The sequence below is a fragment of the Actinoalloteichus sp. AHMU CJ021 genome, assembly GCF_002895405.1.
GTDB lineage: Bacteria > Actinomycetota > Actinomycetes > Mycobacteriales > Pseudonocardiaceae > Actinoalloteichus_B > Actinoalloteichus_B caeruleus.
Map to the genome: position 1 here is coordinate 4,964,770 of NZ_CP025990.1, position 13,869 is coordinate 4,978,638.

Annotated in this window: 15 protein-coding genes, 2 pseudogenes and 3 CRISPR repeat arrays; of the genes and pseudogenes, 6 read left to right on the forward strand and 11 right to left on the reverse strand. The window is 68.3% G+C overall.

Annotation, left to right across the window (positions count from 1 at the left end; genetic code table 11):
• Nucleotides 1-395: 395 nt before the first annotated feature.
• Nucleotides 396-587 (reverse strand): hypothetical protein, encoded by a 192-nt coding sequence (locus tag C1701_RS21060; protein ID WP_443098178.1) that lies wholly within the window; start codon nt 585-587, stop codon nt 396-398.
• A 454-nt stretch (nt 588-1,041) separates the two neighbouring features.
• Between C1701_RS21060 and C1701_RS21065 the strand changes: the two genes are divergently transcribed.
• On the forward strand, nt 1,042-1,227 hold the full coding sequence (locus C1701_RS21065; RefSeq protein ID WP_337661855.1) for a hypothetical protein: 186 nt from the start codon (nt 1,042-1,044) through the stop codon (nt 1,225-1,227).
• A 208-nt stretch (nt 1,228-1,435) separates the two neighbouring features.
• On the opposite strand, the gene C1701_RS21070 is transcribed toward C1701_RS21065, so the two are convergent.
• Nucleotides 1,436-1,888 (reverse strand): GNAT family N-acetyltransferase, encoded by a 453-nt coding sequence (locus C1701_RS21070; RefSeq protein WP_103056482.1) that lies wholly within the window; start codon nt 1,886-1,888, stop codon nt 1,436-1,438.
• A 71-nt stretch (nt 1,889-1,959) separates the two neighbouring features.
• On the opposite strand from C1701_RS21070, the gene C1701_RS28215 reads away from it, so the two are divergent.
• Nucleotides 1,960-2,463, forward strand: a complete 504-nt coding sequence (locus tag C1701_RS28215; RefSeq protein WP_443098165.1) for an acyl carrier protein — start codon at nt 1,960-1,962, stop codon at nt 2,461-2,463.
• Nucleotides 2,464-2,632: 169 nt separating this feature from the next.
• On the opposite strand, the pseudogene C1701_RS21080 reads toward C1701_RS28215, so the two are convergent.
• A pseudogene (locus tag C1701_RS21080) lies at nt 2,633-2,929 on the reverse strand (allophanate hydrolase subunit 2 family protein); the annotation flags it as partial.
• A 92-nt stretch (nt 2,930-3,021) separates the two neighbouring features.
• On the opposite strand from C1701_RS21080, the gene C1701_RS27745 reads away from it, so the two are divergent.
• Together C1701_RS27745 and C1701_RS21090 are read left to right on the forward strand one after the other, a co-directional pair.
• Complete coding sequence (locus C1701_RS27745; RefSeq protein ID WP_337661856.1) at nt 3,022-3,648, forward strand: hypothetical protein; 627 nt, start codon at nt 3,022-3,024, stop codon at nt 3,646-3,648.
• A 195-nt stretch (nt 3,649-3,843) separates the two neighbouring features.
• A CRISPR array of direct repeats spans nt 3,844-4,117; the repeat unit is 29 nt; unit sequence GAAAGCCCCGCGCAAGCGGGGGTGAGCCG.
• Nucleotides 4,118-4,332: 215 nt separating this feature from the next.
• Nucleotides 4,333-4,727: direct repeats of the CRISPR family, unit length 29 nt.
• 70 nt (nt 4,728-4,797) lie between these two features.
• Nucleotides 4,798-5,163 (forward strand): hypothetical protein, encoded by a 366-nt coding sequence (locus C1701_RS21090; protein WP_337661857.1) that lies wholly within the window; start codon nt 4,798-4,800, stop codon nt 5,161-5,163.
• Here C1701_RS21090 and C1701_RS21095 read toward each other — a convergent pair.
• The 5 genes and pseudogenes from C1701_RS21095 to C1701_RS21115 all read right to left on the reverse strand — a co-directional run.
• Nucleotides 5,118-5,504: pseudogene (locus C1701_RS21095) on the reverse strand (DUF3558 family protein); the annotation flags it as partial. The gene C1701_RS21090 and the pseudogene C1701_RS21095 sit on opposite strands and share 46 nt — an antisense overlap.
• A gap of 343 nt (nt 5,505-5,847) precedes the next feature.
• Nucleotides 5,848-6,357, reverse strand: a complete 510-nt coding sequence (locus C1701_RS21100; protein WP_337661858.1) for a DUF3558 family protein — start codon at nt 6,355-6,357, stop codon at nt 5,848-5,850.
• 388 nt (nt 6,358-6,745) lie between these two features.
• Entirely contained in the window at nt 6,746-7,255 is a 510-nt protein-coding gene (locus C1701_RS21105) for a DUF3558 domain-containing protein (RefSeq protein WP_337661859.1), read from the reverse strand.
• 388 nt (nt 7,256-7,643) lie between these two features.
• Nucleotides 7,644-8,222 (reverse strand): DUF3558 domain-containing protein, encoded by a 579-nt coding sequence (locus C1701_RS21110; protein ID WP_337661860.1) that lies wholly within the window; start codon nt 8,220-8,222, stop codon nt 7,644-7,646.
• Nucleotides 8,223-8,239: 17 nt separating this feature from the next.
• Nucleotides 8,240-8,560: a hypothetical protein gene (locus C1701_RS21115; RefSeq protein WP_337661861.1), complete on the reverse strand. Its 321-nt coding sequence runs from the start codon at nt 8,558-8,560 to the stop codon at nt 8,240-8,242.
• Nucleotides 8,561-8,695: 135 nt separating this feature from the next.
• Here C1701_RS21115 and C1701_RS21120 point away from each other — a divergent pair, with 135 nt between their 5' ends.
• A complete protein-coding gene (locus tag C1701_RS21120) occupies nt 8,696-8,899 on the forward strand; it encodes a MarR family winged helix-turn-helix transcriptional regulator (RefSeq protein WP_103056486.1) in 204 nt (67 codons plus the stop codon).
• Between the two features lie 373 nt (nt 8,900-9,272).
• Nucleotides 9,273-9,668: a CRISPR direct-repeat array (repeat unit 28 nt; unit sequence GTCGTCCCCGCGCACGCGGGGCTGTTCC).
• 859 nt (nt 9,669-10,527) lie between these two features.
• Here C1701_RS21120 and C1701_RS21130 read toward each other — a convergent pair.
• From C1701_RS21130 to C1701_RS21140, 3 genes are all read right to left on the reverse strand, one after another.
• The gene (locus C1701_RS21130) at nt 10,528-10,722 is read right to left on the reverse strand and encodes a DUF397 domain-containing protein (RefSeq protein WP_026420531.1); all 195 of its coding nucleotides are present in this window, start codon (nt 10,720-10,722) and stop codon (nt 10,528-10,530) included.
• 353 nt (nt 10,723-11,075) lie between these two features.
• Entirely contained in the window at nt 11,076-11,285 is a 210-nt protein-coding gene (locus C1701_RS21135) for a DUF397 domain-containing protein (protein ID WP_335334188.1), read from the reverse strand.
• Nucleotides 11,230-12,030 (reverse strand): helix-turn-helix domain-containing protein, encoded by an 801-nt coding sequence (locus C1701_RS21140; RefSeq protein ID WP_245588970.1) that lies wholly within the window; start codon nt 12,028-12,030, stop codon nt 11,230-11,232. Before C1701_RS21140 ends, C1701_RS21135 begins: the two co-directional genes overlap by 56 nt.
• A gap of 1,181 nt (nt 12,031-13,211) precedes the next feature.
• On the opposite strand from C1701_RS21140, the gene C1701_RS21145 reads away from it, so the two are divergent.
• On the forward strand, nt 13,212-13,661 hold the full coding sequence (locus C1701_RS21145) for a hypothetical protein (protein ID WP_155886268.1): 450 nt from the start codon (nt 13,212-13,214) through the stop codon (nt 13,659-13,661).
• Nucleotides 13,662-13,869: the final 208 nt, after the last annotated feature.

Here is a 13,869-nt window from a genome sequence, read left to right on the forward strand (position 1 = left end):
CCCCCGGCCCGGCTACCGGTAGTAGACGGCCAGGGGGTGAGGGCCGTCACGGCGGACCTCGACGGGGGTCTCGAACACCTCCACGGGCTCGCGCCGCCTTCCCCGAGGGCCTCGCCGCACCGGATGTGGCCGCCCACCGGAGCGGGAGCGGGCTCCGAGGCACCCGCACCGCCGGCGCCGTGGCCAGGTGGGGGAGGCGGCAGCCGGAACCGCCGCCGCGCGTCCCGTCCGGACCGGGCTCCGCCCTGGCGGGCCGTCAACCCGACGGGACGGTGCCGCCGCGGGTGGGCCGGCGTCGCGGGATCCACCCGGTCGGGCGGGTCCCGTCGGGTCAGGACCGGACCAGGCCGGGGCCAGGCGCGGCTCCCACGGGTCAGACGCGGGTCAGACGCGGGTCAGGTGGGGGTCACACGCGGACCGGGCGACGTGGGCCCCGGGCGCTCCTGCTCCTCGGCGGGCAGTTCGAGCAGCATCCGGCTGTTCCCCAGGGTGTTGGGTTTGACGTAGGGCAGGTCGAGGAACTCCGCGACCCCCTCGTCCACCGAGTGCCGCATCTCCTCGTACACCTCGGCGGACGAGGACGCCATTGCCAGCGACTCCATCGCCAGGGACGCCGGGCGAGCGTCACCCGCCAGGGCGCATCGGCCCTCCGCGCACCGGAGGGCCCCTGGGGGCGGAGGCCCCGGTGGCGGTGTGCGGGACGAACCCCGACGTCGAGCCGAAAGGCCTCGGCGCGGGTGGATCCCCTCGTGCTCGACGGCCTGCCCACCCGGCGGCCACGCGCCGGAGACGCTTCTCCACGCGCGGGATGACTTCCCGTCCCGGACCGTGGCCGGACGCCAGCGTTGGTCACGGTATGTGGGAGTTCGAGGTCGTGGAGGTGGTCGCCGGCGCCCGTCGCCGAGGTGGTGGCCCAGTGCGGGTAGCCCCGGCGGGCGTCGAGGAGGACCGGCGGGGCCTGGCGGCGGCCGCTGGCCCCGCGCCGACGCGGCCGGCGCGCCGTGAGGCCGCGGGGAGCGGAGCGCGGAATTCGACGCGGTGATGCTGGCCGAGTTCGTTCCGGCGTTGAACGGGCACGGCGTCCCCGCGAGCGGGACCACGGAGAACGCCGGGAAGCTGGCGGCGCGCCTCGTGCGTACGGCGCAGTTGATCCCGGGGACTCTTGGAAGGGAGTCCGAGGAGAACGGGCGCGGAGTCGACGTCGGCGATATCGAGTGGTCCGCGTGAGCTGATGTGGGACGAGGCACCGGCCAGGTGCGCCGCAGCCGGGGGTTCGTTGGCTGCTGATCGCGGGCGGCCGGAGCTCACAGCCGTGACGAAAGCCGCGAACCTGTCGCGGTCGTCGACCAGTGTGCCGCCCTCTCGGTCCGGTCACGGTCACACGCCGTGCGCGGCTGATCCACGTAGGCTGGCCACCCACGCGGGTGGGCGACCTCTACCGGAGTGGCCACCCCGGCGTCGAGCGGGTGCGGGCGGGCGAGGGTGCGGGGTGACGTTGTCGTTCGTGTCCGACTGGTAGGCGCGGCACGCCCCGCTCGCGGGCCGCGACGAGGAGCGGACGGCCAAGGGAACCGGCGAGCGCGAACAGGTGGAACCCGATGTCCCCCCGCCGCACCTCGTAGTAGTCGCCCATCGGGTCCTCGGCTGGCTCGTAGGTCTGGACCAGGCCCACCGGCACACCGCGCCGGCGCGCGAGGAAGGCGTGGTGGGTCGGAAGGGAGTCCACGTACCGGTAGGTCTCCAGGACCTCCGCCCGGCTCAGGCCGGTCATCCCCCAGAAACGGGCGCGGTCCTGTGTCACCCACCGGTGGAGCAGGTCGACGTCCGACGCCGGGACGAGCGGGTGCAGCGCGATCAGTCCGAGGGCACCCGCGTCGAACTCGAACACCGGGCCGGCGGGATGAGGCGCTGAGCCTGCTCGAGATGGCGGCAAGCGGGTCTGATGCGGCTGTCGTCGCGATGGCCACGGATCTCGCCGGGCTCCGAGCCCAGGCACAGGCCGGTATCCTGCCGCCGATCTGGCGTTCACTGGTACGCATCCCGACGCGCCGCGCTGCTGGCCGGCAAGAGGGGACGGCGGCAGGGTGGGGAGCTCGGCTGGCGGCCTTGTCCGTCGAGGAGCGGCAGAGGGAAATTCTCAGCCTGGTGCGGTCGAAAGTGTCGGTGGTCTTGGGGCACGACGACGTCGCAGCCGTGCAGGCGCGACGTTCGTTCAAGGATCTCGGGTTCGATTCGTTGACCGCTGTCGAGTTGCGGAACACCTTGACCGCCGCGACCGGGTTGCGGACCACCCCGAACACGAAGAACAGGGTGGACCCGACCAGCAACCACCGCCGCAGCGTCATGTGTCGTTCGTCTCCTCGGTCCCGGTGTTCGCCGCCCCCGAAGCGGTGGGCACGGCCCCTCGTCGATCACGGAGTGATCGGGAGGACCGATCCGGGCGGCCAGCCACCTGATCGGTGACAACCACCGGTGTCCGGTGGCGGCGCGGGACGGCCAGGGCTATGGGGCGTGGAACGGGCGCTGCTCCGGGAGACCCCGCGGGTTCGACGACTGGGCGGGACGGCGAGGACGACCGCGCCCGGTCGTGGGCCGGGGCGGTGGGGAGGGAGTCGGGGCGGGGCCGGCCCGGTCAGCGGACCGGTCGGAACCGCACCCGTTGACCGGGAACGCACTGCGCGGCCAGCGGCACGTCCTCGGACACGACGACCGCGACCACCGGATAGCCGCCGGTCACCGGGTGGTCGGCCAGGAACAGCACGGGTTGGCCGTCGGGAGGAACCTGGACCGCTCCCGCCACCATGCCCTCGGACGGCAGTTCGCGACCGTCGGAGCGCCGTAGTTCTGGGCCGGACAGGCGCATGCCGACCCGGTCGGACTCCCCGGTGACCCGGAACTCCTCGTGCGCCAGGCGCGTGAGCGCCTCGGGCGTTCCTGCTGGGCTCGGCGTTCACGGCGAGCGCCTTCGCGGAGCCGGCCTGGCTGGCACTGACCGCCCCGCCGCCGGAAGCGACGGCGGCGGTGGGGAGTGGGCGGCGCATCGGTACCGCCGAGATCAAGGTCCTCGGCGAGATGGTGCGGCACTACGAGAGTCTGCAACGCAGGTTCGGCGGCGGTCAGGTGCGAGATCGTGTCGTGCGCTTCGTGCACGATGAGGCCAGGGTGGCGGCGGAGGCCACCTACTCGGAACAGCACGGTCGGGAGCTCTTCTCCACCCTGGCACAGGCCACCTGGTTGGCCGGGCTGACCACGGCCGACAGCGGGCGGCACGCACTGGGCCAGCGGTACTACGCACAGGCCCTGCACCTGGCCACCCAGGCCGGCGACACGCTGTTCGCCGCCAACGTGCTCGCCGAGATGAGCCGGCTGACCATCGACATCGGCAACGCCACCAGCCAGGCGACCGGCGCGGAACACGCCCCTATGCTCGGTACACACGGTGGAACTGTTCGGGCACCCGGAGTACCTCGACGGTGCAACCGCTCGCCTACGGGGGGAACGCGGGAGGGCGATCGCGGTCAGCGAGTGCGCATATTCCTCCGAACCAGCCCCGATCGCGATGCGCTCCGTACGATCCGACATTTTTCCACGACCAGAGCAAAACCAAGGCCACCACTTGGGCAACAGGGGCCAAAGTGGCCTCGCTGATTGGTATCGACCTCTCATCGCGTACCGGTTACACAACCACCACCAAAACTAGATTCGAGTTTGTCTCAGAGGGTCGAGCGGTGTGCGGCACAAGAGCGCATCCCGCGTCCGCGACCGGGCCGGGGACGCTCGTCGTCCAGATGTACCCTAGGTCAAGAAAAGGTAACGGGCTCCCGTCGGCGCAGGTCGCGAAGGGAAAGCCCCGCGCAAGCGGGGGTGAGCCGTAGCAGGGTCCGGTGTGTGGGGCGGCCTGGTGGAAAGCCCCGCGCAAGCGGGGGTGAGCCGGACCTGGGCCATGTCGTGTCCAACCGGACCGTGAAAGCCCCGCGCAAGCGGGGGTGAGCCGGGTCACCCGGGACGTGTCAACGGGGAGGTTTCGAAAGCCCCGCGCAAGCGGGGGTGAGCCGCAGGACGAGCACGGCCAGGATCGCGCCCACCAGAAAGCCCCGCGCAAGCGGGGGTGAGCCGTCGTGGCACGCTGGACCGTACTGGGTTTGTTGGAGGCCCTGCACCCCAGGAAGGATGAGGAGCATGGGTTCCGCGAAGAAATACCCCGCCGCGCCGGCGGCGATCCGTTCTGGGCGGCGTGCCACCACGCGACGGGACTGAGCGGGAGTAGGCTGATCATCGAGACCGCAAGGTCAAGAAATAATAACGGCGCTCCATTCGCGCTGGTCGCGAAGGGTAAGCCCCGCGCAAGCGGGGGTGAGCCGTGACGGACCGTCTGACGTCAGGGCGTCGGCCCGTAAGCCCCGCGCAAGCGGGGGTGAGCCGGGCTCGCGGGTCATCGTCACCGGTCGGCTCAAGTAAGCCCCGCGCAAGCGGGGGTGAGCCGGCGAGGCAGACCCACTCGGGCCGGGGGGCGCTGTAAGCCCCGCGCAAGCGGGGGTGAGCCGGTCCACCGCCGCCAATCCAGTCGGCCCCGGGGGTAAGCCCCGCGCAAGCGGGGGTGAGCCGATCGTGCAGCGTCGCCCGGCCGGCAACACGGCGTAAGCCCCGCGCAAGCGGGGGTGAGCCGTCCTTGAACCCGATTGGGTCAGACGAAACCCGGTAAGCCCCGCGCAAGCGGGGGTGAGCGGGTGCTCGACCGCGGATCTGAGCAGGGCGGCTACCGCCGCCACCCGCCGGTGAGCACCGCCCGGCCGGCAGTTGGAGGCGGCGGTCCTGGCCGGCCGCCCCGAGAGCGCCCCACCCCTGGTCGCCCTGCACGAGGTGACGGCCAACGTGCTGCGCATCAAACGGACCTGGAGCTTCGCGATGGGCGTCCACTCCGAACACCCCGAGGTGGTGCGCGTCCACACCGACACCCGCGCCCGGTGCGTCGCCCTGTTCCGCCGGGCCCGCGACGCCGGTGCGGTGCGCTCGGACGTCGACCCCGACTGGGCCAGCCGGGTGTACTACGGGCTCATCCAGGCCGCGGCCGAGGACCTGGCCGAGGAGCCGACACCGGCCGAACTGGACGCGGCCGCCGCGCGGGTGGTCGACACGCTGTTCACTGTCTCCTCGGATGTATAATTAGTCAAGTCCAGTTGATCAACGCTTCGCTTCCAATTGAGGTCGATGGCCATGAGCGCGAGTCCCCCACTTGGCAAACGGTAACTACAGGCATAGGACAGGCCGACGTCATCAAACGAAGCGCTCTCCGGATCAAAACCCAGGGCAGTTATTTCCTCGTCACTGAGGATCTCACAGGGCAACATCTCCGACAGCTCCGCCGCCACATCCACCCCCGGCTGCTCGCCGGGACTCCCACCCACCGACGGATCGGCGCTCCCCGAAAGGGAGGAACCCACCGTCGGCCCCACGGCCACTGCGGTCCCCTGCTCCGCGCTCGCGCAGGCAGACAGCAATCCCACCAGTCCCAGCGCTGTTCCCCACACACCCACACCCCTGCGCCTCACGCCTCATCCCCTCCCAGCCGGTCAAAAGCAGACACGTTCTGCTCATCCACAGCCTGAGTACGCCGAGCACTGACTCGGACGGCCGCCGACAACTCCGTCAACGCCTCGATGCGGGCAGTCCCTCGTGGAGCAGCGTGGAGGCGAACTACCGACCGGCACCTCACCACGGACATCGCACATTCCGTTGCCCGCCGCCCACGACGAGGAATGAATGAGAGCAGTGCCCTCGGAGCACCAAGGACTCGGGAGTGTCCCGGTTTGGATCACCCACACCCGAGGAACACCACCGTCAGCCTGGTCAGCCCGAAGACCGAGGCAACAACGGCTCCACAGCCGCTGCGGTGTCCTCCGCTAGGGCGCACGCCCGCTCGACTGTTCCCGCGTAATGCACAAAAAATGACACATGGGCCTGCTCGCTCAAGTCCACCGAAATTTGACAATGTTCTGACGGTATTTCGTCAATGATGCGGAGCGCGCGCAACGGACCCACACCAATCTCCTCAACCGTGTAGTTCGTCAGGTTCAGCTGATCAACGCCGCGCATCCAGTTCAGGTGAATCGTCATGACCGGACGCTCGCCGCCCGGAAAACGGTAGCGGCAGTCGTGGGACAGGCCGACGTCATCGAACGTGGCGGTCTCCGGGTCGAAGCCCAGAGCGGTCATTTCCTCGTCGCTGAGGATTTCGCAGGGCAGCATTTCCGACAGCTCCGCCGCCACATCCACCCCCGGCTGCTCGCCGGGACTCCCACCCACCGACGGGTCGGCGCTCCCCGGAAGGGAGGAACCCACCGTCGGCTCCACGGCCACCGCGGTCCCTCGTTCCGCGCTCGTGCAGGCAGACAGCAGTCCCACCAGTCCCAGGGCTGTTCCCCACACACCCACACCCCTGCGCCTCACGCTCCATCCTCTCCCAGCTGGTTGAACTCGGCTGCGTTCTGTTCATCCGCAGCCTGAGTCCGCCGAGCACTGGCTCGGATAGCCGCCGCCAACTCCGTCAACGCCTCGATGTGGGCAGTCTCTTACGGGACAGCGTGGAGGCGAACTACCGCCCGCCACCTCACCACGGACATCCCGCATGCCGTTGCCCACCGCCCACGACGAGGAATGAATGAGAGCAGTGCCCTCGGAGCACCAAGGACTCGGGAGTGTCCCGGTTTGGATCACCCACACCCGAGGAACACCACCGTCAGCCTGGTCAGCCCGGGGACCGAGGCAACGACGGCTCCACTGCCGCAGCAGTCTCCTCCGCTATGGCGCACGCCTGCTCGGTCGTCCCTCCGAACTTCACGAAAATCGACACGTGGGCCTGCTCACTCAGCGCCAGAGAAATCTGACACGACTCTGGATCAATCTTGTCGGTGATCCTCAGCGCACGCAGCGGCCCCACACTCGTTTCCTCAGCGATGAAGTTGCTCAAGTTCAGCTGATCAATACTCAGTTTCCAGTCCAGACCAATGTACATGAGCGGAGTTCCCCCAGCCGGTGGACGGTAATTACAGGAGTAGGACACTCCGACGTCGTTGAACGAAGCGCTCTCCGGATCGAAACCCAGGGCGGTTACCTCCTCGTCACTGAGGATCTCACAGGGCAACATCTCCGACAGCTCCGCCGCCACATCCACCCCCGGCTGCTCGCCGGGACTCCCACCCACCGACGGATCGGCGCTCCCCGGAAGGGAGGAACCCACCGTCAGCTCCACGGCCACCGCGGTTCCTCGTTCCGCGCTCGTACAGGCAGACAGCAGTCCCACCAGTCCCAGGGCTGTTCCCCACACACCCACACCCCTGCGCCTCACGCCTCATCCCCTCCCAGCCGGTTGAACTCGGCTGCGGTCTGTTCATCCGCGGCCTGAGTGCGCCGGGCACTGGCTCGGATGGCCGCCGCCAACTCCGTCAACGCCGCGATGTGGGCAGTCTCTTACGGGACAGCGTGGAGGCGAACTACCGACCGCCACCTCACCACGGACATCCCACATGCCGTTGCCCACCGCCCACAACGAGGAACGACTGAGAGCAGTGCCCTCGGCGCACCAAGGATTCGGGAGTGTCCCGATTTGGATCACCCGCACCCGAGGAACACCACCGTCATCCTGGTCAGCCCGAAGACCGAGGCAACAACGGCTCCACCGCCCCTGCGGTCTCCTCCGCTAGAGCACACGCATGCTCGACTGTTCCCGCGTAATGCACATAAACTGACACATGCGCCTGCTCACTCAGGTCCACCGAAATCTGACAGTGCTCCGACGCGGTTTTGCCGATGATGCGGAGCGCGCGCAACGGACCCACACCGATCTCTTCAACCGTGTAGTTCGTCAGACTCAGCTGGTCAACGCTGCGCATCCAGTTCAAATGAATTGCCATGAGCGGACGGGCTTCGTGTGCTAAACGATAGACACAGTCGTAGGACAGGCCGACGTCATCGAACCTGGCGGTCTCCGGGTCGAAGCCCAGGGCGGTTATTTCCTCGTCACTGAGGATCTCACAGGGCAGCATCTCCGACAGCTCCGCCGCCACATCCACCCCCGGCTGCTCACCGGGACTCCCACCCACCGACGGATCAGCGCTCCCCGGAAGGGAGGAACCGACCGTCGGCCCCACGGCCACTGCGGTCCCCTGCTCCGCGCTCGCGCAGGCAGACAGCAGCACCACCAGCCCCAGGGCTGTTCCCCACACACCCACACCCCTGCGCCTCACGCCTCATCCTCTCCCAGCCGGTTGAACTCGGCTGCGGTCTGTTCATCCGCGGCCTGAGTGCGCCGGGCACTGGCTCGGATGGCCGCCGCCAACTCCGTCAACGCCGCGATGTACAGCTCGAGATTCTCCGCAGCGGACTGCGGCGTCCCGGCCGCGCTGAGCCTGGTCTGCGCGGACATCTGCAGGGCCACCGGGCTCGAACCGAGGGGGACGTACTGATCCAGTTGCTCAACCCGGCGCCGCCGGTCCACTGCTCTCTCGGCTATCGCGTCGATCTTCCTCGCCATTGATTCGGCGCTCTCGGGATCGATCGACACCTTACCGGCGGCAGCGGCCGCGCTACCTGGAGGCGCCTCGCGTGCTGTGGGGGCGGGACCAGCCCCGCTCGCGCGGGGAGGACGGCGTCCGGTGGTTAGTCGTCCGCCCTGTTTCGGCCTTTCAGGATTGTCGAGTTGGCGGAGGCCACGGGGGTGGGGCTGGCCGACCTCAGTGAGAAGACTGCCGACCTGGTCGCCGTGGGGTATGTGGTCTGGTCGGGCGAGCCGGGGAATCGGGTGCTGCGAATGACGCCTGCCGGTCGGATGGTGGCGCTGGACCTGTTGCCGGCCGTCGAGGCCTTCCTTGCTGAGCTGTCTGGTGTGTCGTCGACGCCCTAGCCTCAGGTCGCTGTGCGACCTGAGCTGGTAGCTCCGCTTCGCCGCCCGTCAGATCGCGGTCACCGGCAATTCAGGGCAGAAAATGTCCTGAATTCGCCCCCTGCGAGTTCTTGCCTGAGGTCGCGCCCGAGGGACGCGCGCCTCGCGGTTGCTGGGGCATGGGTCGGTCGGGACCCGGGGCCGTGGGCGCAGGGGTAGGTTCGCTAGCAGGACAAGTCGGCTCTGCCGACTGCTTCCTGGCTGGACGATCCCGGTGCCCGTGCGACTCGGCGGGAGGCTCATACTGAGGAGGAGACGGAGCGGCGTGGAGCGGAGGCTGGAAGAAGTGAATGAAAACCGGCCCTGTCGCTCGTAACGCCGCAGGTCAGGAAGTGTCGTCCCCGCGCACGCGGGGCTGTTCCACGAGCCGGGCGTACGCCGGCTGGGCCGGCGAAGTCGTCCCCGCGCACGCGGGGCTGTTCCTGGGTAGGGCCCGTTCCGGATATCCCCGGCGACGTCGTCCCCGCGCACGCGGGGCTGTTCCCCGCGGCGGTCTGCTCGACGTCGCCGCGCGCACGTCGTCCCCGCGCACGCGGGGCTGTTCCATCGAGGACCAGGTGCAGGCTGCCGGCCGGGGCGTCGTCCCCGCGCACGCGGGGCTGTTCCTGTCGGCGACGACTGCGCCCAGGTTGAGCGCCAGTCGTCCCCGCGCACGCGGGGCTGTTCCCCCGTCGCCAGGAATCCCGGGCGAGCTCAGCAGGTGTCGTCCCCGCGCACGCGGGGCTGTTCCCGCAGCCGGCCCGGCGGAGGCCAGGCCGATGATGTCGTCCCCGCGCATCCGGGTTGTGCGCACTGGGACGCACCAGTCGCCGCGAGACCGCGTTCGCTACCATCGGTAGTCGATTGGCTACCCGGAGGCGCCCGGGGAGCTGCGGTAGGGAGCCCGCCCGGGTCTGCCGATGGCTGGGTACGCCTTTGGTCCTCAGGAGCAGCTGAGGCCGAGCTGCCCTGGGAAGGAAGGATGCCACGTGAAGTTGCGGGCGTTCGATCAGCTGTTGGCGGGCCTGATCACGACCGACCACCCCGAGGTTGGACGGCCTGCGCGCCGAGGCCGCCCGCACCCCGCTTCCCGCGAGCCAACCGACCGAAGGGCAGGTCCGCGAGGCGCTGCGGGGCCTGGGCGAGGTGTAGGCGGGCGAGCAGCGTCCTCCGACATGCTTACCCGGTGCCGGGTAGCCCGACAGCGCACCCCGATCGCTCGATCCACGCTCGCCGCCCTGCCAAGTAGTCGCGCCCAGCCCCAGGAGGCGTGAGGACGAGCCCCCTTTGCAGGGAGGAAGGACCTACCTGGAGGCGCCTCGCGTGCTGTGGGGGCGGGACCAGCCCCGCTCGCGCGGGGAGGACGGCGTCCGGTGGTTAGTCATCCGCCCTGGTGGAACAGCCCCGCGTGCGCGGGGACGACGCCGCACCGGGTCGGGGACGGGCGGCTGACACGGGAACAGCCCGGCGTGCGCGGGGACGACACTTCCTGACCAGCGCGTTTGCACTCCTACCCGCACGTTCTCTGTCACTTTGCCTGCACCACCCCCAACTCTCGCCCCGACCTGCCCTCCCCATGCCGCGTGTGGGTCCGGTTGGCCCGCAACGCATCAGAAGCGCTTGTCCTTGACAGCAGTGAGGAAAGCGCCGAAGGTCGGATGGTCGACTACCAAGGTTCCTCCACCCCTGTTCTTGGTGTCCCTGATCGCGACGTGATCCGCGTTGCTGCCAACTTCCACGCACTCGACCTGGGGGCCGCTGCGGCTTGCCTTGCGCCAGCGTCCAAACTCGCCATCAACCTGCATGGATCTATCTCTCCTGGTGGTGACGTAGGTATGACTTGATCATGTCCGCTGTGTCCGCCGGATCGAGCGAGGAGGCCAGCGTCTTCGGCCGCGATGAACGTTTCAGTGGTCAGCGGATCGTCCACGAACGTCGAGGCCAACAGGTGGCTCAGAGGGAACAGCCCCGCGTGCGCGGGGAGGACAGGCGTCCGCAACCGGAAGGCGTGCGGAGACCGGAACAGCCCCGCGTGCGCGGGGAGGACCCCTTCCTAACCAGCGCATTCATAGCACTACCCGCAGGTTTGCATTCGCCCTTCCACGCGTCCCAGGTCTCTACCTACCCGCCCGGGTGCCTAGCTCCCAAGGCATAGGCATCAGAGGCGCTCGGTCTTGACCGCCTTGACGAACGCGCCGAAGGCAGCCCGGTCGACCACCAAGGTTCCCCCGTCCCTGTTCTTGGTGTCCCGGATCGAGACCACGTCAGGCTCACAGGCGACCTCGACGCAGTCAGACTGAGAGCCACTGTGACTAGACGTTCGCCACCTCGGTTGCTGCTGCGCCTGCATTGGTACTCCAGTCGTCATGCACTGCGGCGATCAGCTCCACAGACTGTCGAGCGGTGAGCGCCCTTTGCTGGAGGTTAGCCGCTGACCTCATGTACGTCTGCACCTCGTCCGCGTCATCCTCGTCAAGGAACAGCCCGCTTCGTTTGTGCTCCAGGTGAACCACTGGTGCTGTCTTCTCGCCTTCCAGGATGACGAACGGGCCTTCCAGGGCGTCGTGCCATCCAAGCGACATGGGCAGGACCTGGATGGTGATGTTGGGTCGTCCGGCCATTTCCACCAGGTGCTCCAGCTGGTCACGGATGACACGTGCTCCGCCGACCGGGCGGCGGAGAACTGACTCGTCGACGAGTGCTACATATGTGACCTCGTCGAGTGCGCGTTGCCGTCCCATACGGAAGGTCGTTCGAGCTTCAATCTCTGATGGGTTGACGTCTGAGCCGGCGAAGACGGCTCTAGCGTAGTTCGCTGTCTGGAGAAGTCCCGGCACCAGGTTTGGCGCGACTGCCGTGATCCGAACGGATGTGCGTTCCAGCTCCGCCATGCCCGTCACTTGCGGCGCGAGTCCTGGAATGCCGACGCCAAGCCAACGCGGCTCGACGGCAGCTTCCCGGGCCATCCGGACCAGGCGTTCGCGCTTTGCCCCAGTAACGCTGAGGACGGCGAGAATCGCCGCGACGTCCTCGACTGGAGGCAGGCGCTTGCCCGTCTCGGTGAGCGACATGGTCGCGGTACTGCATCCGATCAGCCGCGCGACCTCCGCCATGGTCACGCGTGCCTGCTTACGGCACTCACGGAGCTCCGCTCCGAGTGCGCGGGCCTGTGCCTTGCTCGCCATACCTCGACCTTAGAACTCCGCAGTGCACCTAGTTCTTCCACCCAGTTGGGGTCTTGTGCGAGTCCAACCAGGAGAGTTTATTCAAGCACATGGAATTTAGTAAAGCTCGTTGCGGGAAGCTCTGCTGTACCGGAAGGCGCAGCTGAGGTGAGCACGGCCCCTGCAGCTGAGCCGCTACCGCGCGGAGGAGGAGGTGCGTCGGCCGGTCGCGTAGGAGCGAATCAACGAGGCCGAACACGTTTTGGCTGCGCTCAATGAGGGGCAGTGCGTCAGCTACCCACGGCTCAAACCGCAGGCCGTGCTTCTCCTGCCCTCGGCCTTTCCCTCATCGCACGTAGCTCTGGTTCATGCCGTGCTGTCCGAAGGGCATGAGGCGGTTGGTCATACCGATTCAGAGGGCTCCGTTGAGCTCCCAGCTTTTCGCAAACAAGTTGAACCAGATGAGAAGGGCGAAAACACGCATGCTCACCCGCATCCCCCCGTCCAGTGCCACTCACCCACAACGGTGAGGACCTAGTGACTGTCGACCTGTCCCCTGGCCCAGAGCGGTTCCGCTGGTACCACCGCGTTCGTGGCTGGGACATCGAACGGGACGCCCCGTCCACCTGTCAGCTCGAACTCGCATCCGGCCGCGCACTCCTGATCATCCGGCTGGGCTCCACCCATGCGGGCACCGTCGGGCTCACGCCTGATCAAGTGCGGGAGCTGGTCCGATGTCTGAACGGGAGCCCAGCTCCGGTAGTTCTGGCGGTGGCGCACCCTGCCGCGTCGAAGTGCTCCCTCCTGGTCCGTCCCCGTCCAGTCGGTACCGATTGGCAGCTGCGTTCCACCCATCCTGGAGTCGCGAGCTGGATCACCCACTTCGACCAGCTCGCAACGTTCCAGCTAGCCGAACTCCTCGACGCGGGCCGAGGCTTACTCCGGCCGCTGGGCCACCCGCCGCGCTGACGCGCGCCCTTCCTCGCCCAGTCCCGCAGCCGCCACCCGGCGTCGCTCATCGCCTCCTGCTCGCCGCGCACAGCCTCGCTGCGCACAGCCTCGGCGTACCTGGCGATCACCCGGGAATTCCACCGTTCGTTGCTGCCTCAGCCCGTATTGGGAGAATCATCATGAGTGTTCATCGTGCCTGTTCCTACCCCGTGAACCACGCCGAGTGGCGGGTGCTCGTCACCGCTCACATCGTCCGCAACGCACACAGTCAAACCGCTTCCTGCATCGTCTCGGTTGATCCCGCGAACCTGGTAGCCCTCACCTTGGTGCAGAGCACGGTTGGACTCGCGTCCTCCCATGCCCGGCTGCTCGCGTCACTGCTCACCACCCCACGTTCGGGCACCGTCACCACGCTGTGCGCGAACGAGGACCTCGTCTCCCAGCTCACCGTCACCCCCGGTGCCACCCTGACCCACCCCGCTCGGCGGCCGACCGGACTGATCGCCCTGGACACGCTGGACACCGCCCATCCGGTGGCCCTGCTGCTGGAACCCGAGGCCGCGACGACGATGGCCCGGGCTCTGCGCACTGCCGCGTCTCGGCTCGAAGGCCGGGTGGGTGCCCGATGAGCCGTTGTTCCGCGTTCCCAGTGACCGTCGGGCTGCGGAAAGTACGCGGCACGCCCCGGCATTCCCTGCTGTTCCGGGTTCGCAATCGGTTCGGGCTGACATGGGCGGAGCTCGCGGTGCTGGAACTGGTGGAGTGTCGGCCTTTCAGGATTGTCGAGTTGGCGGAGGCCACTGGGGTGGGGCTGGCCGACCTCAGTGAGAAGACTGC

Coding starts and splice junctions, on each gene's coding strand:
- C1701_RS21140 (WP_245588970.1), bottom strand. CDS start 12,030: ATGGCGGAGGTCGCGCGGCTGATCGGATGCAGTACCGCGACCATGTCG.
- C1701_RS21135 (WP_335334188.1), bottom strand. CDS start 11,285: ATGACGACTGGAGTACCAATGCAGGCGCAGCAGCAACCGAGGTGGCGA.
- C1701_RS21145 (WP_155886268.1), top strand. CDS start 13,212: ATGAGTGTTCATCGTGCCTGTTCCTACCCCGTGAACCACGCCGAGTGG.
- C1701_RS21130 (WP_026420531.1), bottom strand. CDS start 10,722: ATGCAGGTTGATGGCGAGTTTGGACGCTGGCGCAAGGCAAGCCGCAGC.
- C1701_RS21065 (WP_337661855.1), top strand. CDS start 1,042: ATGCTGGCCGAGTTCGTTCCGGCGTTGAACGGGCACGGCGTCCCCGCG.
- C1701_RS21060 (WP_443098178.1), bottom strand. CDS start 587: ATGGCGTCCTCGTCCGCCGAGGTGTACGAGGAGATGCGGCACTCGGTG.
- C1701_RS28215 (WP_443098165.1), top strand. CDS start 1,960: ATGGCCACGGATCTCGCCGGGCTCCGAGCCCAGGCACAGGCCGGTATC.